Origin of the sequence: Streptomyces smyrnaeus (assembly GCF_017676345.1) — a bacterium.
Taxonomy (GTDB): Bacteria; Actinomycetota; Actinomycetes; order Streptomycetales; family Streptomycetaceae; genus Streptomyces; species Streptomyces smyrnaeus.
Genome location: NZ_JAFFZM010000017.1, coordinates 137,290 through 159,071, shown reverse-complemented (window position 1 = coordinate 159,071; position 21,782 = coordinate 137,290). Strand labels below are relative to the sequence as shown.

General features: G+C 73.8%; 18 protein-coding genes. 10 read left to right on the top strand and 8 right to left on the bottom strand.

The window, feature by feature from the left end; translation table 11 throughout:
- The first annotated feature begins 9 nt into the window (after positions 1–9).
- Positions 10–663, top strand: coding sequence for a response regulator transcription factor (locus JW613_RS26030; protein WP_209213343.1), 654 nt, complete (start codon positions 10–12; stop codon positions 661–663).
- Positions 664–667: 4 nt separating this feature from the next.
- A complete protein-coding gene (locus JW613_RS26025) occupies positions 668–1,864 on the top strand; it encodes a sensor histidine kinase (protein WP_307866037.1) in 1,197 nt (398 codons plus the stop codon).
- A gap of 27 nt (positions 1,865–1,891) precedes the next feature.
- Here JW613_RS26025 and JW613_RS26020 read toward each other — a convergent pair whose 3' ends face one another.
- Complete coding sequence (locus tag JW613_RS26020; protein ID WP_307866036.1) at positions 1,892–2,569, bottom strand: lytic transglycosylase domain-containing protein; 678 nt, start codon at positions 2,567–2,569, stop codon at positions 1,892–1,894.
- A 143-nt stretch (positions 2,570–2,712) separates the two neighbouring features.
- Between JW613_RS26020 and JW613_RS35995 the strand changes: the two genes are divergently transcribed.
- From JW613_RS35995 to JW613_RS25990, 6 genes are all read left to right on the top strand, one after another.
- A complete protein-coding gene (locus JW613_RS35995; protein ID WP_209213341.1) occupies positions 2,713–5,013 on the top strand; it encodes a TOMM precursor leader peptide-binding protein in 2,301 nt (766 codons plus the stop codon).
- Positions 5,010–6,965 carry a TOMM precursor leader peptide-binding protein gene (locus JW613_RS26010; RefSeq protein ID WP_209213340.1) on the top strand — a complete coding sequence of 652 codons (1,956 nt, stop codon included), beginning with the start codon at positions 5,010–5,012 and terminating at the stop codon, positions 6,963–6,965. The genes JW613_RS35995 and JW613_RS26010 overlap by 4 nt, the downstream gene beginning before the upstream one ends.
- A 10-nt stretch (positions 6,966–6,975) precedes the next feature.
- The gene (locus JW613_RS26005; protein ID WP_209213339.1) at positions 6,976–8,763 is read left to right on the top strand and encodes a SagB family peptide dehydrogenase; all 1,788 of its coding nucleotides are present in this window, start codon (positions 6,976–6,978) and stop codon (positions 8,761–8,763) included.
- On the top strand, positions 8,760–11,540 hold the full coding sequence (locus tag JW613_RS26000; RefSeq protein ID WP_209213338.1) for a lantibiotic dehydratase: 2,781 nt from the start codon (positions 8,760–8,762) through the stop codon (positions 11,538–11,540). The genes JW613_RS26005 and JW613_RS26000 overlap by 4 nt, the downstream gene beginning before the upstream one ends.
- Positions 11,537–12,664, top strand: a complete 1,128-nt coding sequence (locus JW613_RS25995) for a lantibiotic dehydratase C-terminal domain-containing protein (protein WP_209213337.1) — start codon at positions 11,537–11,539, stop codon at positions 12,662–12,664. The genes JW613_RS26000 and JW613_RS25995 overlap by 4 nt, the downstream gene beginning before the upstream one ends.
- A gap of 356 nt (positions 12,665–13,020) precedes the next feature.
- Positions 13,021–14,067: a methyltransferase gene (locus tag JW613_RS25990; RefSeq protein WP_209213336.1), complete on the top strand. Its 1,047-nt coding sequence runs from the start codon at positions 13,021–13,023 to the stop codon at positions 14,065–14,067.
- 28 nt (positions 14,068–14,095) lie between these two features.
- On the opposite strand, the gene JW613_RS25985 is transcribed toward JW613_RS25990, so the two are convergent.
- From JW613_RS25985 to JW613_RS25955, 7 genes are all read right to left on the bottom strand, one after another.
- Entirely contained in the window at positions 14,096–14,878 is a 783-nt protein-coding gene (locus JW613_RS25985) for an SDR family NAD(P)-dependent oxidoreductase (RefSeq protein WP_209213335.1), read from the bottom strand.
- Positions 14,875–16,479, bottom strand: a complete 1,605-nt coding sequence (locus tag JW613_RS25980; protein WP_209213334.1) for a SulP family inorganic anion transporter — start codon at positions 16,477–16,479, stop codon at positions 14,875–14,877. The genes JW613_RS25985 and JW613_RS25980 overlap by 4 nt, the downstream gene beginning before the upstream one ends.
- Before the next feature lie 11 nt (positions 16,480–16,490).
- The gene (locus JW613_RS25975; protein WP_209213333.1) at positions 16,491–17,111 is read right to left on the bottom strand and encodes a carbonic anhydrase; all 621 of its coding nucleotides are present in this window, start codon (positions 17,109–17,111) and stop codon (positions 16,491–16,493) included.
- A gap of 134 nt (positions 17,112–17,245) precedes the next feature.
- Positions 17,246–17,623, bottom strand: coding sequence for a hypothetical protein (locus tag JW613_RS25970; protein WP_209213332.1), 378 nt, complete (start codon positions 17,621–17,623; stop codon positions 17,246–17,248).
- 222 nt (positions 17,624–17,845) lie between these two features.
- Positions 17,846–18,673: a carbohydrate ABC transporter permease gene (locus JW613_RS25965; RefSeq protein WP_209213331.1), complete on the bottom strand. Its 828-nt coding sequence runs from the start codon at positions 18,671–18,673 to the stop codon at positions 17,846–17,848.
- Positions 18,674–18,704: 31 nt separating this feature from the next.
- Entirely contained in the window at positions 18,705–19,643 is a 939-nt protein-coding gene (locus JW613_RS25960; protein WP_209213330.1) for a carbohydrate ABC transporter permease, read from the bottom strand.
- Complete coding sequence (locus JW613_RS25955) at positions 19,640–20,977, bottom strand: ABC transporter substrate-binding protein (RefSeq protein ID WP_209213329.1); 1,338 nt, start codon at positions 20,975–20,977, stop codon at positions 19,640–19,642. Before JW613_RS25955 ends, JW613_RS25960 begins: the two co-directional genes overlap by 4 nt.
- A gap of 237 nt (positions 20,978–21,214) precedes the next feature.
- On the opposite strand from JW613_RS25955, the gene JW613_RS25950 reads away from it, so the two are divergent.
- A complete protein-coding gene (locus tag JW613_RS25950) occupies positions 21,215–21,574 on the top strand; it encodes a PRC-barrel domain-containing protein (RefSeq protein WP_209213397.1) in 360 nt (119 codons plus the stop codon).
- Positions 21,575–21,589: 15 nt separating this feature from the next.
- Positions 21,590–21,760 carry a hypothetical protein gene (locus tag JW613_RS25945; RefSeq protein WP_209213328.1) on the top strand — a complete coding sequence of 57 codons (171 nt, stop codon included), beginning with the start codon at positions 21,590–21,592 and terminating at the stop codon, positions 21,758–21,760.
- The last annotated feature ends 22 nt before the right edge of the window (positions 21,761–21,782 follow it).

The window sequence follows — 21,782 nt, the reverse complement described above, 5'->3', positions numbered from 1 at the left end:
GCTTGCGCCATGCGGGTGCTGATCGTGGAAGACCACCGGGAGCTGGCGCTGACCGTGGCCACCGGGCTGCGCCGCGACGGCATGGCCGTCGACCTCGCCTTCGACGGGGAGGAGGCCATGGAACAGGCCACGGTCCACGACTACGACGTCATCGTGCTCGACCGCGACCTGCCCCGGCTGCACGGCGACGAGGTGTGCCGGGCCCTGAGCCGACACGGCTGCCGCGCCAGGCTGCTGATGCTGACCGCGGCATCCACCCTGGAGGACCGGGTCGAGGGCCTGGACCTGGGCGCCGACGACTACCTGGCCAAGCCGTTCGCGTTCGCCGAACTCACCGCCCGCATCCGCGCGTTGGCCCGCCGCGCCCAGCCGGCGGTACCACCGGTCCTGGTCCACAGCGACCTCACCCTCGCCCCGGCCGAGCGGCTGGCCCGCAGAGGCGGACGGAGGCTGGAGCTGTCGCCCAAGGAACTGGCCGTCCTCGAACTGCTGCTGGCCGCGCGCGGTGCGGTCGTCTCGGCCGAGGAACTGCTGGAGCGCGCCTGGGACCGGTCGGCCGACCCGTTCACCAACACGGTGAAGGTCACCGTCAGCCGGCTCCGTCGCAAGCTGGGCGATCCGCCGCTGATCGAGACGGTGCCGCATGCCGGCTACCGCATCTGAGCCCGTGCGGCAGCACCGCGGCATCCGCTGGTCGGCGCGGCTGCGGCTGACCCTGCTGTACGGCGCGCTGTTCCTGGTCTCCGGCGCCGCGCTGCTGGCCGCCACCTATCTGCTGGTGGCCCAGAGCCCCGCCACCAAGAACACCAAGATCACGGCCTGGCGGGCCGAAGGGCCCACCGGCGGGAGCGACCGGCTGCGCGGCCGGCTGGAGGACATCGTCAGCGAACGCCGCTCGGCAGAACTGCGCGTCCTGCTCACCAAGTCCGGGGTCGCGCTCGCCGGGATGACGGGGGTTTCGGTGGCGCTGGGCTGGGTGATGGCGGGCCGGGTGCTGCGCCCGGTACGGGTGATGGCGGACCGGGCACGCCGTATCTCCGAGCGCAACCTGCACGAGCGGCTCGCCGTGGCGGGGCCCGCCGACGAGCTGAAAGAGCTCGGCGACACCTTCGACGGGCTGCTGTCCCGGCTGGACGCGGCCTTCGCGGCACAGCGCCGCTTCGTGGCCAACGCCTCGCACGAGCTGCGCACCCCGCTGACCCTCCAGCGTGCCACCGTCGAGGTCGCCCTCGCCGAGCCGGACCCCGATGTGGCGACGCTGCGCCAGGTCTGTCAGCGGGTGCTGCGGGCGGGGGAGAGCCAGGAGCGGCTGATCGAGGCGCTGCTGACGCTGGCGAGCAGCGAACGCGGAATCGATCCCGCGCGCAGCGGCCCCACCGATCTGGCGGCCGTGGTGGAGACGGTGGTGCGCGAGCGGGAGGACGCGCGGATGACCGTCGCCACCCGACCGGCACCGATGTACGGCGACGCGCCGCTGGTGGAGCGGCTGGCGGCCAATCTGGTGGACAACGCCCGGCGTTACACCCCCGGCGACGGCTGGATCCATATCGCCACCGGAACCGGCGGCGGCCGTGGCTGGCTGCACATCGCCAACAGCGGGGAGCCGATACCGCGCAGCCGCATCCCCGCGCTGCTCCAGCCCTTCCAGCGGCTCGCCCCACGCGGCGCCGACGAGGGCCACGGTCTGGGGCTGTCCATCGTGGCCGCCGTCGCCCAGGCACACGGCGCCGACCTCACCACCCTCCCCGGGCCCGACGGCGGTCTGGCCGTCACCGTCACCTTCCCCGCTCCCCCCGGGGGCGCCGGGCCGTCTCGTGGTGCGGCCCGAGCGTACGCCGCCGGGCAGGGGACCGGCGGGCTTTGACGGCGACGCGGAGCGCGCCGGGCGCACTCAGGAGCGGACGGCCTCGTGCGCCCTGCTCCAATTGGCCCGGAGCCTGCGCAGATAGGAGCGGGCCGTGCGGCCCGGCCGCACCCCGCGTGCGAAGGCGAGCATGTTGCCCGCGCCCGCGTTGTATCCGAGGGCCAGCAGCTCGTCACGGGACAGACCGCTGCCCGCGCCGCCCCCGGTACCGAGCCGTGCGGCGAGGTCGTGCAGATGCCAGGCGGCGGCGCGCAGCGCGAGATCGCGGTCGTCGGGCAGCTCCTCCCAGCGGCGGGAGGCGAAGTCGCGGCCCCGCTTGGTGGCGTCGAAAGCCGCCCGGTGCATATTGGCGATGCCGAACGAGGAGCCCGGCTTGAGCCGCTGCCAGCAGCGCTCCAGCGCGGGGCCGTGCGGTTTGTACGCCTCGTTGCACAGGATCGCCATGAGCAGCTGCGGGTTGATGCCCGCCTGCTTCGCATGCTCGCGCACCTGGGCGGCGTACCGGGCCGGGTCGTACCGGACGCCCCGCCCCGCGGGGATCCGGGACGCCGCGCCCTTGCCGACCCGCGCCGTGCCCCACAGGAGGAGCACCACAAGTGGCGGCACCCACCGCCGCCACGGCCTGCCGCCTTCGGCCCCGCTCATCCGCACCTCCACCACACTGCCGTCCAGCGACACCGCTCCCGGTCTCCCGTGGTCGCGCACCGGGCCGCTTCTCGTTCTTCTTCCGATCTTCGCTGACACCGCACCGGAAGACCGGGTACCGTCCCTGCTCACCATCCGTACGATCAACGTGCGCGCGGGGGCGGTGGTGCCCGATGTGCGCGCAGTACGCGGGAGGCCGCCACGTGGACCCCACCCACGACGTACGCCCCAGACTGCGGGCGGACGCGCTGTTCATGGCGACCGACGACGGTGTTCTCCTCCAGTACCCCGAAGGCCGGTTCGTACTCAAGGGGCGTACGGCCTACCGGTGGATGTGCCGCCTCGCACCGCATCTGACCGGCGCCCACACGCTGGCCGAACTGTGCGACGGGCTGCCCGAGGAGCGCCGCGCCACCGTCACCGCGATGGTGCGTACCCTGCTGGCGCGCGGGGTGGTACGTGACGTAGGGCCCGCCGACTCCCCGCCCGGACAGGGGAGTTCACCTCTCCTTCCCGAGGCCGTCCGCGACCGCTTCGCCGACCAGCTCGCCTATCTCGACCACCAGCTCGGTCCGGGCGCGTCCACCGCCTTCGCCCGCTTCCGCGCCACCCGGGTGCTGATCGCGGGTCACGGCGCGACGGCCGAGAGCTGCGCCGTGACCCTGCTGCGCAACGGACTGCGGACCGTCTCACTCACCGGCCCGTACCGACAGCCGCCCCGCCAACTCCTCCTGGAGCGGGACGCGTTGCGCGCCGCGGGATGCGACGTCGAGGTGGAGATGCTCGCGGCGGGAGAGGACAGCGGCGGGCCCAGGGAGGCGGAGGACGCCGCGGATCTCGTCGTCGCATGCGGTACGGGGCACGGCGAGCTCGCCCGCCGCAACCGCGTGGCGCTCGACGGCGGCCCCGCACTGCTGCCACTGACGGTGCTGGACGGCACGGCTGTGCTCGGGCCGCTGGTGCACGGGCGCGGCGACGGTGATGGCGGTGACGACGGCGAGGGGACCGGCGGCGGTGGGCAGGCCGCGGGCTGCTGGCAGTGCGCCGTGCTGCGGCTCGCCGCGAACCTGGAGCCGATGGACTCCGCGGCGCTGCTGCGGGCCGTGCACACGGAGCGGTCAGCCGCCGGTCCGGCCGGCCAGCTCGACCGTATGCTCGGCACGACCCTCGCCTTCGAGGTCTTCCGGTACCGCACGGGCGCACTGCCGGCGGAGTGCACCGGCGCCCTCGTCCTCCAGGACCGCGCGACACTGGCGACCTCGCGGGAGACCTTGCTCGCCCACCCGGACTGCGCGGCGTGCGGCCGGACACCGAGTACGGCGCGGGCCGGGACGAGCGGACAGGCCGGCCCAGGAGTCGGGGACCGGACCGGCCCGGCCCGGGAGGCAGCGCTGTTCGGCGCGTACGCGGGTGTCTTCCGGCGCTACGCCGACGACACGCTGCCGCAGTCACCGGTACGCGCCGCCCGTATCGAGGTCGCGGCGCCCGGGCCGTCCGCCGTACCGCTCCGCTCCGTCACCGCGTTCGCTCTCGACACCCAGGCGGACGCCAGAACCGCGGCCCGGTACCGGGCCGCGCTGGTCTACGAGAGGCTGCTGCACGCGCACGGCCTGCCACGCGGCGCCGCGCAGTACCTCGCGGACGGGGCGGTGGAGCGGGTACCCGGCGCCGAGTTGAGCAACTGGAGCGGCCTGGGCGGCATCGGCGGCACGGTGGAGCCGGTCGGGCCCGACGAGCATGCTGCCGAAGGGCCGTGGCTGACGGCGTGGGAGTGGGAGCCGGCACAGGGCGCGTTCGATGGGCACGGCCGGACGGTCGCCGTCCCGGCGGCTGCCGTGCACCCCGGCGGGGCGGTCGATCGGGACGGCCGCTTCGAACCGGGCGGCGCCGGTGCCGGAGCGGGTGCCACCCTCGACGCGGCCGCCAGGAGAGGCTTGTTGTCCGCGCTCGCCCACCAGGGCGTCGTGGCGGCGCTGCGCGCACAAGCCGCGCCCCGGATGCTTCCGGGGCAGCCCGGGGACGCGGCTGCCGAAGAGGACTGCGGATTCCTCCTCCGCGCCGCCGCGCACCTCGACCGGCGCGTCACGCTCGTCGAACTCCCCGGCGCCGCACCCGCGCACGCCGTCGTCGCGCTCGCCGAGGACGGCCCCGGCGCCCACACCGCCGAGGCGTTCGGCTACGGCACCACCCGCGCCGAGGCCGTCACCCATGCCCTCCGCGATCTGGTCGGCACCCTGCAACTGGCGGCCCACGGCCACCAGGCGGATCTGGGCGACCCCCTGGTGCCCGGTGTCGACGCACAGGCCCTGGTCGCGATGGCGGGATGCGATGCGGGGGTGGAGTCCACCGAGGAGCCGGGCGCAGGAGAGCGCGCGGCGGCACGGGCGCCGGACGGGCGGGGGAGGGCAGCGCTGGTCGTGGTGACGACCCCTCCCGATCTGCGCGCGGGCGGTGTGGAGACCGTACGCGTACTGCTGCGCCGGTCGCGGGAGGCAGCGGAGTGAGGACCGCCACCGACAGGCTGCCGGAGGCCGACCGGCTGCGCGTCGAGCGCGCGCTGACCTCCCGTTTGCCGGACTCCACGGGGCAGCCGGTGTCCGTCCAGGTACGAATGCTGGGGACGCGCGACGCCTACACGGAGCCGGCCCGGCCGCCGCGTCCCGCACCCGGTACGACACTTGTCCCCGTCCAACTGCACGGCGGATACGCCCTGCTGGGTCCGCTCGGCCCGCCGCGGCCATCGCCGGGCCGTCCGTGCTTCCACTGCCTGGCGACCCGCTGGCAGGCCCTGCGCCCCGCCGTCGAGCGCGATGCGCTGGAGCTCCGGCCGGATGTCCGCGTCCATGCGGCGGCCCCGAACCCGTATCTGACCCCCTTCGCCCTCGACATGCTCGCCCACCTGGCGGGGGCCGCACTTGAGACCGCGACCCGGGAGGAGCCGACCGTGCCCGGCACCGGCACCGTGTACCGGCTCGCGCTCGACACCCTCCGAGTGGAGCGTGTCCGGCTGCTCGCCGACCCCGCGTGTCCCCGGTGCGGGGCGGGGGAGTGGGCGGCCCGGGGCCCGGCGCGGAGCGCCGTCCGGCTGCGGCCCGGTCTCGTCCCGCGCCCCGGCACGTCACGGCTGCTCAGCGCCGGCGAGGCCATGCCGAAGCGGGTCGCCGAAGCGCTCGCCAACCCCGTCTGCGGAGCGCTCGGCACGGGGGTACGACCGGACCGGGAGGCGGCCAACACCGCGCCGTCCGGCGGCCGCTTCGCGGTGCGCGGCACACCCCGCCTCATGGACGTCCACTGGAGCGGGCACGCCGACACCTACCGGGACAGCGCAGCTCTCGCACTGTGCGAGGGGCTGGAGCGGCTGGCCGGGCTGCGCGACGGCGGCCCCGGGCGCATCCGGGCCGCTCGTTCGGCGCTGCGCCACCCGTCCGTGGACCCTCGCGAGTGCGGACTTCCCCCGGCGGCGTTCTTCGACGGCGCGCCGCCGCACTTCGCACCCTACGACGAGGACCTGGTGCTGCCGTGGCTGTGGGGCTGGTCGCTGCGGGACGAGCGGCCGGTGCTGGTTCCCGAGCAGTTGGTGCACTACCGGCTGGCCGGTCCAGGCCCGTTCTTCGCAGCCGAGACCTCCAACGGCTGCGCGGGCGGCTCGTGCGTGGAGGAGGCCGTGCTGCACGGGCTGCTGGAGGTCGTGGAGCGGGACGCGTTCCTGGTCGCCTGGCTCGGGCGGGCCCGGCTGCCGCAGATCGCGGTGGACGACCGCCGGTCCGCCACGACACTGCACCTCGCCGACCGGATGCGGCGCGGCGGCTATCGGCTCCGGCTCCTGGACAACCGCATCGATCTGCCGGTTCCCGTCGTGACCGCCGTCGCGACCCGCGAGGACGGCGGGCCGGGGGCGCTGTGCCTGTCCTCCGCCGCCGCGCTCGACCCGGAGCGCGCCGCCGAGTCGGCCGTACGCGAGGTCGCCAGCTATCTGTCGGGCTTCCCCGAGCGCACGCTGCGGAACCTGGACCGGCTGCGCGCCATGGCGCAGGACTTCTCCCTGGTGCGTGAGCTCTCCGAGCACGCCGCGCTGTACGGCCTGCCGGAGATGGAACGGCACGCCGCGTTCCTCCTCGGGCCGGACGAGCGGTCGCGACCACCGGCCGCGGCCTTCTCGGGCCCGGCCGCGCCACCCGCCGGCGACCTGTCCGCCGCCGTGCGGCACTGCCGTGACCTGCTGGCCGCCCGGGGCTTCGACACGGTTGTCGTCGACCAGACGGGGCCCGAGCAGCGGGCGGTCGGGACGCGTGTGGTGCGGGTGCTGGTACCCGGGCTGCTCCCGCTCGACTTCGGGGCCCGGCGGCACCGGGCCCCCGGTATGGCCAGGGCCCGCACCGCGCTGCGCAGCGCCGGGCTGCGTGCCGACGATCTGACGGCGGCGGAGCTCAACCCGGCTCCGCACCCGTTCATGTGAGGGGGAAGAGGTGCCCGACAGCCGACGGCCAGGACCGGGACCGGGACCGGGCGGAGCCGACCACCGCACCCTCCCGGTGATCCGCTATCTGGACGCGGTGCTGCGGCGGGCCTCGGTGCCGATGGAGGCCGAGCCGTTCGAGCCGGACTGGGGGGACCAGCCGCGGAGCCACAAGATCTACCGCCAGGTGCCCGGCTTCCCGCTTCCCGACCAGGTGCCGCACCCTGCGGCACCACTGGCAGACGTCCTGCCTGCGCGGCCCCAAGGGCCGGGGGAGGGCTTCACCGTGCCGCTGCTCGCCGGAATGCTCCGCCACTCCTACGGTTGGCTCTCCCGCCGGCTCCAGATCACCGCCGATCCGGGCCAGGGCGGCCGGGAGGCGTACGCCCACGCCGCGTGGGCGCGCGGCAGCGCGGCGGGCGGTGGCCTGTACCCGTGCGAGATCTACTGGGTGTGCGGTCCGGGTGCGGGTCCGCTGCCCGGCGTCTACCACTACGACCAGCCCGCGCACGCCCTGCGCCGCCTGGCCGCCGGTGACGTCTCGCCCCGCGTACGCGAGGCGCTGGGCAGCGCGCCGACCGCTGGCCGCCAGTTCCTCCTCGTCACCGTCCGCTTCTGGCAGAACGCCTTCAAGTACGGGGAGTTCAGCTACCACTGCGTCACCATGGACCTCGGCTGCCTGCTGCGGACCTGGCAGACCTGGGCGGCGGCCTGCGGCATCGGGCTGTGCCCCCGCCTGTGGTACGACGAGCCGGCGCTGGACCGCCTGCTGGGCCTCGATCCGGCCACCGAGAGCGTGCTGGCGGTCGTGCCGCTGCCCTGGCGGGGCGCCACCGCGGCCAGGAGCGACGGGCCCGGCCCCTCACCGGCTCCCACGCCCCGTGTGGCCGCGCCCCTGCCCGAACGGTCCCGTACCGTCCTGCGGTTCCCCGCCGCCGAGGCGGCTCATCTGGCGGCGGCGTACGACTCGGGGCCGCCCCCGGGTCCGAGAGTGCTCGCCGAGGCCGCCGCCGCTGCGGAGCCGGCCCCGCCGGCCGACGGGCAGCCGGACGCGTCCGGGTACGCTCCCGTCCCGCTGCCCGCCCCCGCCCCGCTCGGCGCGGGCGTCGCCGAAGCGCTCACCGCCCGGCGCAGCAGCTTCGGCCGGTTCTCCGCGCACCGCCCGCTGGCGGCAGCCGAGTTGGCCGCGCTCCTGCGGGCAGCCGCCGCCGGGCGGCAGCTTTTCCCGGACGAGGACGGCGGTGAACCGCCCTCGCACTCCGCTCACGCGCTCACCCGGCTCGCCGTCTTCGTGCAGCATGTGGCCGGGACACCGGGGGGACTCCACCTGTACGACTCCGCCGCGCACGCGCTGATCCCCCTGTCCGGACCGGCCCCGCACCCCTTCCTCCAGCGGATCTACACGCTCGACAACTACAACCTCGAACAGGCCGCCGCCGTCCTGTTCGTACTGGCCCGCCCGCACGCCGTCCTGGCCGCCGCGGGGCCGCGCGGCCACAGGCTGCTCAACGCCGAGGTGGGCGCCGTCGCGCAGGCCACCTACCTGGCTGCCGCGGCCCTCGGTACGGGATGCGGTGCCGCGCTCGGGTTCGACTACGAAGCCGTCCATACGGCTCTCGCCCCGGCCGTCGGCCCGGACACCTGGCCGCTGCTTGCGCTGATGACCGGCCACGAGCGCCCCGACCGCCCCCGTTTCGACGCACCCCTCGTCCCGAACCACCCCGGCCCCCGCCACGACCTTTGCCCCAGTTCCAGCCCCAGTTCCAGCCCTCGCACGGACCGGACCGGCCGCCGATGACCGACACCCCTGCCCACCCGCTCCCCGCACCCTCATCCGCACCGTTCGCCGTCGCCCCCGACTTCGTGCTGCGCGTCGCCGGGCTTCCCACCGAGGCCCTCACACCGCTGCGCGCGCCCGGCACCGCCGCCTGGGCGCGGACGGCGCTGGAGCTGGAGGACGGGCTGGCCGCGCTGGCACCGGCGGCCGAGGACGCCCTCGCCGAGGCCGTCTCCCGCACCGCGCGGCCCGCCGACCGCCGTGCCCTGCTCGCGCTGCGCCGCGACATCCACAACGCCCGCACGCCCGCCCGCGCAACGCTGCGGGCCGCCGAGACGATGCTGCCCGCGACCGCCGCCGACTGGCTCGCGCTGCGGCATCGCTACGAGCAGCAGCTGGCCCTCGACGAGCACATCCGGGCCGACGAACTGCGCACCGCCCGCCGCCAGTTGCACGATCTGGCCGGTGACCCGGTGCTGCGCGCCGGACTCCAGGCGGCCTCCCCCTCCCTGGACGCCGCCCTCCCGGCGTACCTGGCGGCCGGTGACGAGCCGCCGAGCAGCAAGCGGAACCGGAAGGCGGAACGCGCGCTGGTGTCGTACGTCTACCGGACGGCGCTCAAGACGAGCCCTTTCAGCACCCTCACCACCCTGGCGCGCGGTCGCTTCCAGGAGTCCGGTCCGCCGCTGGGTCTCGCCCTCGCGGCCGACGCTCTCCCGCGGCCGCTGTTGCGTGCCCGCCCCAATGTGACCGCGCTCCACGAGATCGCCGTCGCGGCGCTCGGCGATCCGGCCACCCGCGCGGCCCTCCCGTTCCACGCGGTCGGCGGGTGGCGCCGCACGGGCGGCCGTATCCACTATGTGCGCCGCCGGTACCGGCCCGTCGATCCCGGCCTCGCCCTCGCCACACCGGGTGTGCTGGAGGAGGAGCCGTTCCAACTCCCCGCGGGGCCCGTTCTCGACGAGGCACTGCGGATCCTCGACGCGGCAGGGGACGCCGGTGCGACACTGCCCCAGCTCGCCGAGGCGCTGCACCGCTCCGACCCGGACGGCCGCCCCCGAGAGCGGTTGGAGGGCTACCTCGCCAAGCTGGTGGAGCTGGGCCTGCTCACCACGCCCGCCTTCGCCCTCGACATCCACCACCCCGACCCGGTCGCGGAACTTGCCGGCCGGCTGCGTACGCTCGGCCCGCTGCCGCCCACCGGCAGCGGGACCTCCCTGGCCGACCGGCTCGACCGGATACGGGAGCACGCCGACGGCTTCCCCCTCGCGCCGCTGCACGAGCGCGCCCGCCGTACCGCCGCGCTCCGTACCGAGGTGGCCGAGGCGCAGCGGGCGCTGGGCCGGGAGGCGCCGGTCGTGCCCAGGACGGCCGTCTACGAGGACGCGGTGCTGGCCGTGCCCGCCACCGCCTCCCGTCGGGCCTGGGAGGAGGGACCGCTGCCCGCGCTCGGCGACTTCGCCCGGCTGCTGCCCGCCTTCGACCTGCTGCTGCTGGACAGGCTGCTGGTCCACGCCCACTTCCGCTCCCGCTACGGGCCCGGCGGGGTCTGCGACGACGTGCCCGGTTTCGCGCACGAGCTGTACCGGGACTGCGGCAAGTGGCTCTCGGGCACCGGTACCCGCCTCGGCACGCTGGCCGCGGACGGTACCTATGTGCCGCGCGCCAACCCCTACGACGACCCGAGGGTCGCGGCGTTGAGCGCCGCCCACGAGGAGTTCGCCCGCGCGCTGCGCGCCGCGCTCGACGCCGGGAGCCCCGCCGAACCGCGGCAGCCGTCCGACGCGTCGGAGATCGTCCTGGAGACGGCGGCGCTGCACCGGGCCGCCGCAAAGCTGCCGGCCGACGGCCCCGGCCTGCCGCGCAGCTTCTCCTGCTACCTCCAGTGGGCCGGGCCCCGCCGTCCGGGTGGTCGGCCGCTCGCCGTGCTCAACTGGGCCTACTCGGGCCTCGGCCAGCCCCTCGCCCGGTTCGCCAGGTCCTTCGGGCCACAGGCCGAACAGGAGCTGACGGACGGCATCCGCGCCCGGTACGCGCGGCTGCTGCCGCCCGACGCCGTCGGCGCGGAGCTGAGCGGCGGCTACGACACCTCCAATCTGGCGCTGCGGCCCGCAGCGGCCCCCTACCGGCTGATCGGGCCCGCCGAGGCCGCGCACGGGCCCGCCGAGCGCCGACTCGCGATCGACGACCTGCGGCTGGTCGACGACGAGGACAGCGGCGAACTGCGGCTGGTGTCCCGCCGGCTGGGCAAGCGCGTCGTCCCGCTGTGGCTCGGCGGCCTGGTCCCCATGGCGCTGCCCCGTGTGCAGCGCACCCTGCTGGCGCTCTCCCCGGCCGCCATGCCGCTCGTCGCGGACCTGTGGGGCTGCCTGGAGGGGGGCGGACCGGCCCACCGTCCCCGGGTGCGGCACGGCTCGCTGGTCCTGGCCCGCCGCGCCTGGCGGTTCACCGGGCCCGAGCTGCCCGGCCCGCAGCCACCCGCCGAGACCGCGCACGGCTTCCTCGCCCGCCGCCGGTGGTGGCGTGCCGCGGGGCTGCCGGACCGGGTGATGGCCCGTACGGACACCGACCGCAAGCCGCACCCCGTGGACGCCGACAGTCCGCTGTCCCTCTCGCTGCTCGACCACCGGCTGCGCGGTGCGGGGGAGGCCGTCTTCACCGAGCTGCTGCCCGACGTCACCGAACCGGCCCTGGGCACGGGCGGCTCCACGTACGTGTCGGAGGTGTGCGTGGAACTGGACGCACCGCCACCTGCCGCCTGCCGCACACCGCACATCGGAAGGACGGACCCACAGTGACCGAAGCGACCGGCATCGACCAGGCGCGGCCTGCGGCACGGCAGCGCCGGCCCGGACCCGCCGCACCCTTGAACGCCGACGACCGCCCACCGGCCGAGCTGGGCCCCGGCGAGTGGCTGTCGGCGCACGTCTACTACGCCGGGGACCGTGACCCGCTGCTGGGCGAGTGCGTCGGCCCGCTGTTCGAGCGGCTGCGTGCCGAAGGGCTCGCCGACTGCTGCTTCTTCCTGCGCCACTGGCTGGAGGGCCCGCATGTGCGGCTGCGGGCGCGGCCGACGGGCACCGACGCGATCCCGGCGCTGACCGCTGCGATCGAGGAGGCCGTCGGCGACTTCCTGCGACGCCGCCCCTCCGTCTACGATCCCGCCGCCGATCTGACCGACGAGCAGTACCGGGAGCGGTTCCGGCTGGAGTTCTCCGACGCGCAGTGGGACGCCCGCTACGGCCCGGACACGGTGCGGATGCCGCGCCGCCCCAACGACTCACTCACCTACCTCGGGTACCAGCCGGAGTTGGAGCGGTACGGCGGCCCGGCAGGAGTGGCGCTCTCCGAGTGGCACGCCGACCGCTCCAGCAGCCTCGTCGCGAGTCTGCTGGCCTCCGCCAACACACAGGTCGGCAGCGTACGGCTGGGGCTGGCCGCCCAGCTGACGGCCACCCTCGCGCTGACGGTGCTGGGCGACACCGAGCGCACCGTGTCCTTCTTCGAGCGGCGCATGGCCGACTGGGAGCCCCTGTTCAAGGAGCGCTACGGCACCTACGCCGCCGCCTACCGACGGATGGCGGGCCCGGTGGGCGACAAGGTGGAAGCCCTGCACGCGGGAGTCCTCGGCGGCCGGCCCGACCGGCTCACCGGGTTCCTGCGCCGATGGGCCGAGCACGGTGCCGAACTGCGCGCACGCATCGACGAGGAGGCTCGGCGCGGGGCACTGGTCTTCCCCGCGGGGGACGGGACGGGCTCACCGGTGCCGGTGGACGCCGGGACCGCGCGGGCCGCGCTGCTCGCCGGGTTCGTGCACATGGGATGCAACCGGCTCGGGGTGACCGTCGGTAACGAGGACTACCTCGCCTATCTGCTGCGCCGGGCGCTCCGGGAGCGGGTCGGGCAACTGCCCGCGGATTGACCACGACCGGCCACGGCCGGCTATTGACCATGGCGAAAACTGATCACCACAATGGCGGGTGTCCGCGTAACTCGCGTACCAGACAAGGGAGTTGACACATGCTCGTAGACGAGCTGGAGGCGCTGGAAGCCGAGACCTTCGAGATCGAGGAGATCGAGGAGCCGCCGCAGGTCATCGCCAGCACGACGGCCTCGGGGCCGGCCTGCCACTGAGCCGTGCGGCAGCCGCCGCCGGGCACCGTCCGTCCGCCGTACGGCTCGGACGGTGCCCGGCGGCGAGCAGCGACGGGCGAGAAGAAGGCGAACCGTCCCAGCCGTCCGCCGGGCGTTCGCACCCCACCCACGACCGGGAAGACGGTGACCCACACGGTGACCCAGGAGAACAAGCCGCCGCGCGGCACGAGCGACATCTGGGAGGTTGCCGACCTGGTCACCCCCATGGCCGTACGCGTCGCGGCCACGCTGCGCCTCGCCGACCACATCGGGGAGGGCACCGCCCCCCTCGACCGGCTCGCCGAGCGCTCCGGCACCCCCGCACACCTGCTGGAGCGGCTGCTCCACCACCTGGTCAACGCGCGGGTGTTCACCCAGCCCGAGCCGGACGTCTACGGCCTCACCGAGCTCGGCGCACAGCTGCGCGCCGACCACCCCGGCGCTCCTCGCGACTGGCTCGACACCGGCAGCGCCTTCGGCCGCGGTGACCTCGCGCTGGTCCACCTGCTGGAGAGCATCCGCACCGGCCGGCCCGGCTACGACACCGCCTACGGCCGTTCGTTCTGGGCCGACCTGGACGCCGACGCGGAGCTTTCCGGCTCCTTCGACTCCTTGCTCGCCTCGCTGCTGGTCCCCGGCGAGACGAAGGCCGCCGCCGAGGGCTACGACTGGGGCTCGCTCGGCCATCTCGTCGATGTCGGCGGTGGTGACGCGACGCTCCTGTGCGCGCTGCTGACCGCACATCCCGAACTCGGCGCCACCCTGGTGGAGCTGCCCGGACCGGCCGCGGCGGCCCGCGCCAAGCTCGCCGAGCAGGGGCTGGAGGAGCGGTGCACCGTCCTGGAGTCCAGCTTTCTGGACCCGCTGCCCGAGGCGGCCGCCGGTGCGGGTGGCTATCTGCTCTCCGTCGTACTGCACGACTGGGACGACGTGCACGCGCTGGCCATTCTGGAACACTGCGCCCGTGCCGCCCGCCCCGGCAGCCGGGTGCTGCTGATCGAGGGGTTGCGCGACGACCCGCAGGGTGCGCGGGTCCGCTCCGAGATGGACCTGCGGATGCTCACCTACTTCTCCGGCCAGGAGCGCACCCGCGACCAGCTCGCCGCGCTCGGCGACCGCGCCGGGTTCGACCTCGGCACGGTGCGCAAGCTCAGCTACTACCGCTCCTTGGTGGAGCTCATCGCCCGCTGACCCTCCGGGAGGGCGGCGGCTCACGCGCTCACGGCTGCGCCATCGTGCGGTTCATGGCCAGGTTGGAGACCAGCAGCCCGCCGTCCACCGGGAGCCGGACACCGGTGATCCACGCGGCGTCGGCGGAGGCCAGGAAGGCCACGGCGGCGGCGATGTCGGCCGGCTCGCCGACCCGGCCGAGCGGGTAGTGGGCGCTGACGTGCTCCAGCATCCGGGCCCGGTCCCGCCACATGTCGGTGCGCACGGTGCCCGGCTCCACGAGATTGACCCGCACTCCGCGCGGCGCCGACTCGACGGCCAGCGTTCGGGTGAGGGAGGCCAGCCCCGCCTTCGCGGCGCTGTAGGCGTGGTTGCCGAAGTGCTGCTCGGCGTTGACCGAGCCGACACTCACGATGGCGCCCCGCCCTCCGGCGGCGGCCAGCAGGGGCAGCGCAGCGCGGGCGCAGCGCGCCGCCCCGTGCAGGGTGACCTCGAAGTCCTCGTACCAGGGGGCTTCTTCCCCCTCCTCGAAACGGGCCGGGTCGCGGTGGCAGGCGTAGGCGTTGTTGACCAGCACATCGAGGCCGCCGAACGCCTCGGCGGCGCGGTCGACCGCGGACCGCACCGCCGCGGCGTCCGTCACATCGCAGGGGTGGGAGTGCGCCAGACCGCCGTCGGCGCGGATGTCCTCGGCCACGTGCCGGGCGCGCTCCGGGTCCCGGTCCGTGACCAGGACCCGTGCGCCCTCCTCGGCGAGACGGCGTGCGACGGCCGCTCCGATGCCTTGCCCCGCGCCGGTCACCAGCGCCCCGTACCCGTCGAATCGTGTCATCCGATCATGGTAGAAGTCCCCTCCGAGTGGCGCTCGGCGGCCGGGGATTGTGCGGTGGCGCCCTCGTCCTCGCGCGGCGGGGTACCGGCCGCCGCGCCCGTGCGCTCGGCCGTCCTGTTGTGCTGCTCCTCCCAGGTGGAGAGGGCGAGCCCGCAGGCGTGGTCCATGTGCCGGAGCTTCTCCAGGCGCAGTTCGACCCGGCGGTCGGTGGGCAGTTCGTCCAACTGGTCCTGCAGCTTGGGCAGTCGCAGGAACGTGGCGTTACCCAGCACCGTGACCCGCAGCGGCTGTCCGGCGCCCGGGTCCTCCGTCTCCACATGGATGTGCGAGGTCTCCCAGGCGGTCTTGACCACCGCCATCAGCAGCCCCAGCAGCACCCCTTCGAACATGTTGGTGAGGACGATCGCGAGCGCGGTGACGGCCAGCACCACCGCTTCGGCCCGGTGCTGCCGCCACATCGGGCCCAGCTCGCGCAGCGGGATCAGCTTCCAGCCCGCGTGGACCAGGATGCCCGCCAGCGCGGAGAGCGGGATCATGCCCAGCGCGCCGGGGATCGCGGCGGCGAACAGCAGCAGCCATACGCCGTGCAGCACCCGGGAGGCCTTCGTCCTGGCGCCGGCCGACACATTGGCCGAGCTGCGCACGATGACGGCCGTCATCGGGAGCGCGCCCAGCACCCCGCACACCGTGTTCCCGGCGCCCTGGGCCATCAGCTCCTTGTTGTAGTCGGTACGGGGTCCGTCGTGCAGCCGGTCGACGGCGGCCGCGCTGAACAGCGACTCGGCCGAGGCGATCAGGGTGAAGGCGAGAACCGTACTGAGCATGCCGATCGAGGCCAGACCGCCGAAGTCGCCGAGCCCGGGCGGCTGGACGGCGTCCAGCAGGCCCTTGACCTCGATACGTGCGATGGGCAGGTCGAAGACCCCCGTCACGGTCGTGGCCAGCAGGACGGCGGCCAGCGGCGCCGGCAGTACCCGCGCTCCGGCCTGCCACTTCGGCCACACCAGCAGTACCAGGATCGTTCCGGCGCCGACCGCGAAGGCGGTCAGCGCGGTGCTGTCGCCCACCGTGTCCACCACCAGGCCCCCCAGGCCCAGCAGCTTGTCCGGACCGCTGCTGGGCGCCTCGGTGTCGGTGAGCGCGTACAGCTGGCCGGCTATCAGCACCAGACCGATACCGGCGAGCATGCCCTGGACGACGGAGACGGAGATCGCGCGGAACCAGCGGCCCAGCCGCAGCACGCCCATCAGCAGCTGCAGCAGTCCGGCGGCCAGCACCAGGACGCCGAGTCCGCTCAGACCGTGGGTCTGCACGGCCTCGTAGACCAGTACGGTCAGCCCGGCGGCCGGACCGCTGACCTGGAGGCTGCTGCCCGGCAGGAAGCCGGTGACCAGGCCGCCCACGATGCCGGTGACCAGGCCGAGTTCGGCCGGTACGCCGGAGGCCACCGCGATGCCCACGCACAGCGGCACGGCGACGAGGAAGACGACGAGCGAGGCCGTGAAGTCGGCCCGCAGGGTGCCGCGGCTGCGGAGCGGGTTGCTCAGCACGCCGCGGAGCGGATTCTTCTGCTTGGTCGGAGTGTTCTCCGGGTGCGACATGACGCCACCTCTCACAGTGGGAGGAACGCGTCGTAACGCGTGTCCAGTTGCAGGACATGGCCGGTGTCGATGGTGTAGAACCAGCCGCGCAGCGTCAGTTCGCCGGCGGCTTCCCGTTCCGCGACGCACGGGTATTCCCGCAGCCGGGCGAGCTGTGCCCGTACGTGGCGCTGCACGGCGGCGGCCACATCGGGCTGCTCCCGTGCGTCGTCGTCGGGTGCCAGTTCGGTGGGGGGCGGCAGCTGGGTGGTCAGCCAGCTGTGTACGGCGGGCACGGCCGCCAGGTCCTCGTTCCGCACCCGGGCGCCGACCGCGCCGCAGTGCGAGTGCCCGCACACCACGATCTCGGGTACTTCCAGCACCCGGACCGCGTACTCGATGGTGGCGGACTCGCCGCTGGGCCGGCCCGGTGCGTCGTAGGGCGGCACCGCGTTGCCCGCGGTGCGCAGTTCGAACAGCTGCCCGGGGCGGGCACCGGTGAAGACGGCGGGCTGGACCCGCGAGTCGGAGCAGGTGATGAAGAGCGCTTCGGGCGACTGGCCCTGGGCCAGCCTGCCGTAGCTTTCGCGTTCGTCGGTGCGGTCGCTTATCCGCGCGGAAAAGGCGCGTGCGTGAGGTATGAGAGAGCGCATGAGGATTACCTTGCGTTCAGATGCGTACGCAGTCTGCGTACGGAAGTCGGCGAGAAGTCGGATACACGGTCAGCGTGGGCCGGTTCCGGCTGGTCACGGACAGGCGCGCCGATACGCGGCTGCCGTCGCCGGTATCAGTGCCTCAGCACCTGGTGGAGTACGGGAATGCCGACGGATCTGCGCCACGGCATGCCGGCGCTGCCGTTCCGGGGCAGCGGGGCGCAGCGTTCGGCGGTAGGGGGGCAGGCCTGGCGGCAGTCGGCGTGCAGCGGGCGCTCGCCGGGGGCCGGCGGGTTGATCTGGTGGCGCACGGTGCGGCGCGGATGGCAGCTGTCGTTGCCGTGTTCGATCTCGCCGACCACCCGTGGCGAGAGGTTCTCGGCGGTGGTGGCGGTCGCGGGTGCGCCGCTCGGTGCCGGAGGAATACCGGCGCTGTCGACGGCCAGCAGCACGGCCAGGAGAAGGACGAAGGCGGAGACGCACGCCCGGATGGGGGTTACGCAGCGTCGCATCGTCCTCCTCTCGTTCATGGCTCCGAGCTGGGCCGATTCCATCGTCACCCACAGGGTGTGACGAACGCGAACGGGGAAGGTGAACGGGAGGTGAACTCACCAGGGAGATGCCGGGAGTTTGGCTCACGCCCTTGTATTTTCAGCCGCAACGGCCAGAAATGATCGCTGAACAAGGTCGCTCGTATGACCGATATCCGAACTCCAGACCCTCTGAGCAGGATGTCAGTCCTTGAAAGCTCCCTGCAACAAGCCTGAAACAAAGCTCCGCTGGAACAGCAGGTACACGATTGTGATCGGCAGCATGACGAGGATGGTTCCGGCGGCCAACATCGGCACATCTGTGTTGTTCTGTCCCACGAAGAATCCGAGCCCCGCCGGTGCTGTCCGCTTGGCCGCGTCCTGCATCAGCACCAGTACCAACAGGAACTGATTCCACGACCACATGAACACCAGCACCCCGAGGGTGGTCAGCGACGGCCGTGCCAGTGGCAGCAGCACCCTGACCAGGATCGTCCACGACGAGGCGCCGTCGATCCGCGCCGCCTCCACCAGCGAGGCCGGCGTGGTGCGGAAGTGGGTGCGCATCCAGAACACGCCGAACGGCATGAACAGCGCGATCTCCACCAGGATGACGCCCAGGTACGAGTCCGTCAGTCCGATCCCGCGCAGATCGAAGTAGAGCGGCACCACGATCAGTTCGACCGGGATCGTCAGCCCCGCGACGAACAGCGCCGCCACCCCGTCCCCGCCCGGCAGCCGCATCGTGCCCAGCGCGTACCCCGCCGCCCCGGCCAGCAGCAGCGTCGCCGGCACCACTCCGACAGCGATCAGCAGGCTGGAGCGCATCAAGTCGGAGAAGCCCGCGACCGTCCACGCCTGCCGGTAGTTGTCCAGGCTCCACCGCTCGGGCCACGCCATGCCCACCACCGGCTCGCCCGAGGGCTGCATGGAGGCGAGGAAGACGCTGAGGAACGGGACGACGACCGCGATCGCCAGTACGGCCAACAGCGCCTGCCCCGACCAGCGCTCCGCCCGCGACGCCGTGCTCATGGCTGCGCCCTTCCCCTGCGGGCCGGCCGGCTCACGGCTCGGACCTCTCCGGCCTCGACAGTCGGTTGACGACATAGACGATCACCAGGATCAGCAGGCTCAGCAGCACACCGAGCGCCGAGGCCAGCCCCACCTTCCCGGCGGAGAACGCCAGCCGGTAGACCAGCAGCCCCGGGACGGTCGTCTCCTCGCCCGGCCCGCCGCCGGTGGTGACGTAGACGATGTCGAAGCTGGCCAGCGCGGCCACCGTGGTCACCGTCAGCGCGACCGCCAACTCGCCGCGCAGCTGGGGGAGGGTGACCGAGACGAACTCCCGCACCGGTCCCGCACCGTCCAGCCGCGCCGCCTCGTACAACTGCGGGTCGATCTTCTGCACCCCGCTCAGGAACAGCATCATGCACAGCCCGCTGAGCACCCATGTGCCCACCAGGCCGACGGCGACCAGCGCCCAGTCGAAGTCCCCCAGCCACGCCCGCGCCCAGCCGCCGAGCCCGACACCGCCCAGCGTCTCGTTGATCAGCCCGTCCTCCCCGTACAGCCAGCGCCAGGTCACACCCACCGCGACCAGCGGCACCACCTGCGGCAGCATGAACAGCAGCCGGTAGCCGCTCATCCCGCGACGGCGGCCCTGCCCCGCCCCCGACCGGGACCGGGGCAGGGCGAGCAGCCCCGTCATCACCAGCCCCGCCAGGATCGGCAGGAAGGAGAAGAAGACGACGAGGACCAGCGCGTTGACCACCGAGCCGCGCAGCGCCGGATCGGTGAAGACCTCCCGGTAGTTGGCCAGCCCCACCCAACTGCCCAGCGTCACCCCGTCCCACTCGAACAGCGACAGATAGGCGGTGTGCAGCGCGGGCAGCACCGCGAAGGCCAGATAGACGGCGAACGCGGGGAGCACGTACAGATAGCCCCGGTAGTCGCGCCATGAGCGTGAGCGGCGGCGGGCCGTGCGGGAGGCCGGACGCTTCACGGCGCGCCCCCGTAGCGGTCCTCCCACACGTCCTGGAGCGAGTCGAGGTACGCCTCGGGCGTGGTGCGCCCCGCGATCAGCTTCTGCACCCCGGCGCGGAGCGGATCGAGCATGTCGGGCGCAGCGAAGTCCGGGAAGTGGTTCATGCCGTCGTCCGCTGTCACCCGGCGGTGTGCCCGCGCCACCTCGCCCAGTACCCCCTCGGGCACCGGCACGGCGCTTTCGTCGGGCGGCAGGAAGCCGTTGTCGCTGACGATCTTCGCGGCCTGCCGGGAGCCGAGGAAGTCGAGGAACGCCCCGGCGGCCTGCGGATGTCTCGTACGGGAGGAGATCGCGTACGAGACGCTGAACCCGGAGGAGACGGCACGGGCGCCGGGGCGCTCGCCCGGCAGCAGGAAGAAGCCCGCCTTCTTCCCCATCGCCTCGGACAGCTGCCCGGCCGCCCAGTTGCCGTTGATGAGGAAGACGCTCTCGCCCCGGGTGAAGCGGGCCGTGCTGTCGGTCTGCGTGGTGCCGTTGGCCGACTCGTCGAAGTACCCCTTGCGGCTCCACTCCACCAACTTCCGGGTGGCCGCCAGCGTCCGCCGCGTCTCGATGGTGGCTCCCGGGGCGCCCTTGACCCAGTCCCGGTAGCGCTTCGGCGGCATCGCGTTGTTGACCAGCGCCGCCCACAGATGGAGCCCGCCGGAGTCGAGCGCGCCGACACCCAGCGGCGTCATCCCGGCCTTCTTGACGGCGGCCAACTGCCGGTCGAACTCGGCCCGGGTGCGCGGCGGCCGGGTGATGCCAGCCTTCCGGGCCAGCTCCTTGTTGTAGTAGATGCCCGTCATCGACAGTCCGGCCGGCACTCCGTACAGCCGGCGCCCCGAGGCGGCCTGCGGGCCGGAGCCGGTGAGCTGGTCGAGGGCGGTGGCGGGGAACTTCTTCCGCCAGCCGTACGCGTCCCGGTAGGGCGCCAGGTCCAGGATGTCGCCGCGCGCGGCGATGTCGTCCATACCGACAGCGAACTGCGCGAGGTCGGGCGCGGTGTCCGAGGCCATGGTGAGCTTGATGCTCTTCACATAGTCGGCGAACTGCGTGTACCGCGGCTCGATGGTGATGTCGGGGTACTTCTTGTGGAACGCGGCGATGAGGGCGTCCACCATCGCGGGGGCGTCGGCGAAGGTGAGCCGGAGGGTGACCTTCCGGTCGGGGACGGCCGTGGCGGACGGCACCGCCCTGGGCCGGTCCGGGTCCGCCGCGCTCCCCGGGGTCAGCGCGCCGCACGCGGCGACCAGCATGGCGAGCAGGGCGAGCAGCACGGTGCCCGGCAGGGTGGTGCGGCGCCACGCCATGCGTACCCCCTCTCGCGCTCTCGGAGCACTCATTTCCCCCGGAGCGGTGCGGCCAACCGCGGGCGGCGCCGTTGTGTGCGGCGGCGCGTGTGCGGGCGCGCATGCGCGGTGGTCGCGCTCGCCAGGCCCCCGGCCCCCTGTGGAGCGGGCCCACGTCGGGTGCCGCGCGGCGCGCTGCCGAGGCGGGAGGGGGTTGCGGTGCCACCATGGAAGAAGGCCCCCGACGTGGAGGAAGAGATGTTCGAGCCGGACGACATCCGGGAGTGGCGCGGACACGACGTGGTGGACGAGGGCGGCAGCAAGATCGGCTCGCTGGAGTCGGTGTATGTCGACACCGGGACCGACCAGCCCTCCTTCGCCACCGTGACCGTCGGCATGCCGGGCCGTCGCCGCCGGCTCGTCTTCGTCCCGCTGGCGGGAGCCACCGTGGGGCCGGGATATCTGAAGGTCCGGTACCCCAAGAACCTGGTGAAGGACGCCCCGTCCATCGGGACCGACGATGTACTGCCGGCCGGGGACGAGCCGTCCGTCTTCGCCCACTACGAGATCGAGTACACCCCGGGCGCGGGTGGCGAGCGCCGCCTCGCGCGCCGCTGAGACGGGGAGGCCGTGATGGCGCTTTTCCTGTTCCTGGTCCTGGTGGCGATCCTGCTGGGGATCTTCGGCTCCGTCGTCGAGGGGCTGTTCTATCTGCTGATCATCGGCATCGTCGTCGCGCTGATCGCCTTTCTGTACGCGGCCTACCGCATCACGGCCCGCACCACCCGGCGCCGCCCACGCTGAACGGGCCGACGCCGGGGGGCGA

Bases quoted from the DNA above. Each gene is read 5' to 3' on its own strand.
- JW613_RS26030 (WP_209213343.1), top strand. From the start codon at position 10: ATGCGGGTGCTGATCGTGGAAGACCACCGGGAGCTGGCGCTGACCGTG.
- JW613_RS26000 (WP_209213338.1), top strand. From the start codon at position 8,760: ATGACCGACACCCCTGCCCACCCGCTCCCCGCACCCTCATCCGCACCG.
- JW613_RS25985 (WP_209213335.1), bottom strand. From the start codon at position 14,878: ATGACACGATTCGACGGGTACGGGGCGCTGGTGACCGGCGCGGGGCAA.
- JW613_RS25980 (WP_209213334.1), bottom strand. From the start codon at position 16,479: ATGTCGCACCCGGAGAACACTCCGACCAAGCAGAAGAATCCGCTCCGC.
- JW613_RS25975 (WP_209213333.1), bottom strand. From the start codon at position 17,111: ATGCGCTCTCTCATACCTCACGCACGCGCCTTTTCCGCGCGGATAAGC.
- JW613_RS25970 (WP_209213332.1), bottom strand. From the start codon at position 17,623: ATGCGACGCTGCGTAACCCCCATCCGGGCGTGCGTCTCCGCCTTCGTC.
- JW613_RS25965 (WP_209213331.1), bottom strand. From the start codon at position 18,673: ATGAGCACGGCGTCGCGGGCGGAGCGCTGGTCGGGGCAGGCGCTGTTG.
- JW613_RS25955 (WP_209213329.1), bottom strand. From the start codon at position 20,977: ATGGCGTGGCGCCGCACCACCCTGCCGGGCACCGTGCTGCTCGCCCTG.
- JW613_RS25950 (WP_209213397.1), top strand. From the start codon at position 21,215: ATGTTCGAGCCGGACGACATCCGGGAGTGGCGCGGACACGACGTGGTG.
- JW613_RS25945 (WP_209213328.1), top strand. From the start codon at position 21,590: ATGGCGCTTTTCCTGTTCCTGGTCCTGGTGGCGATCCTGCTGGGGATC.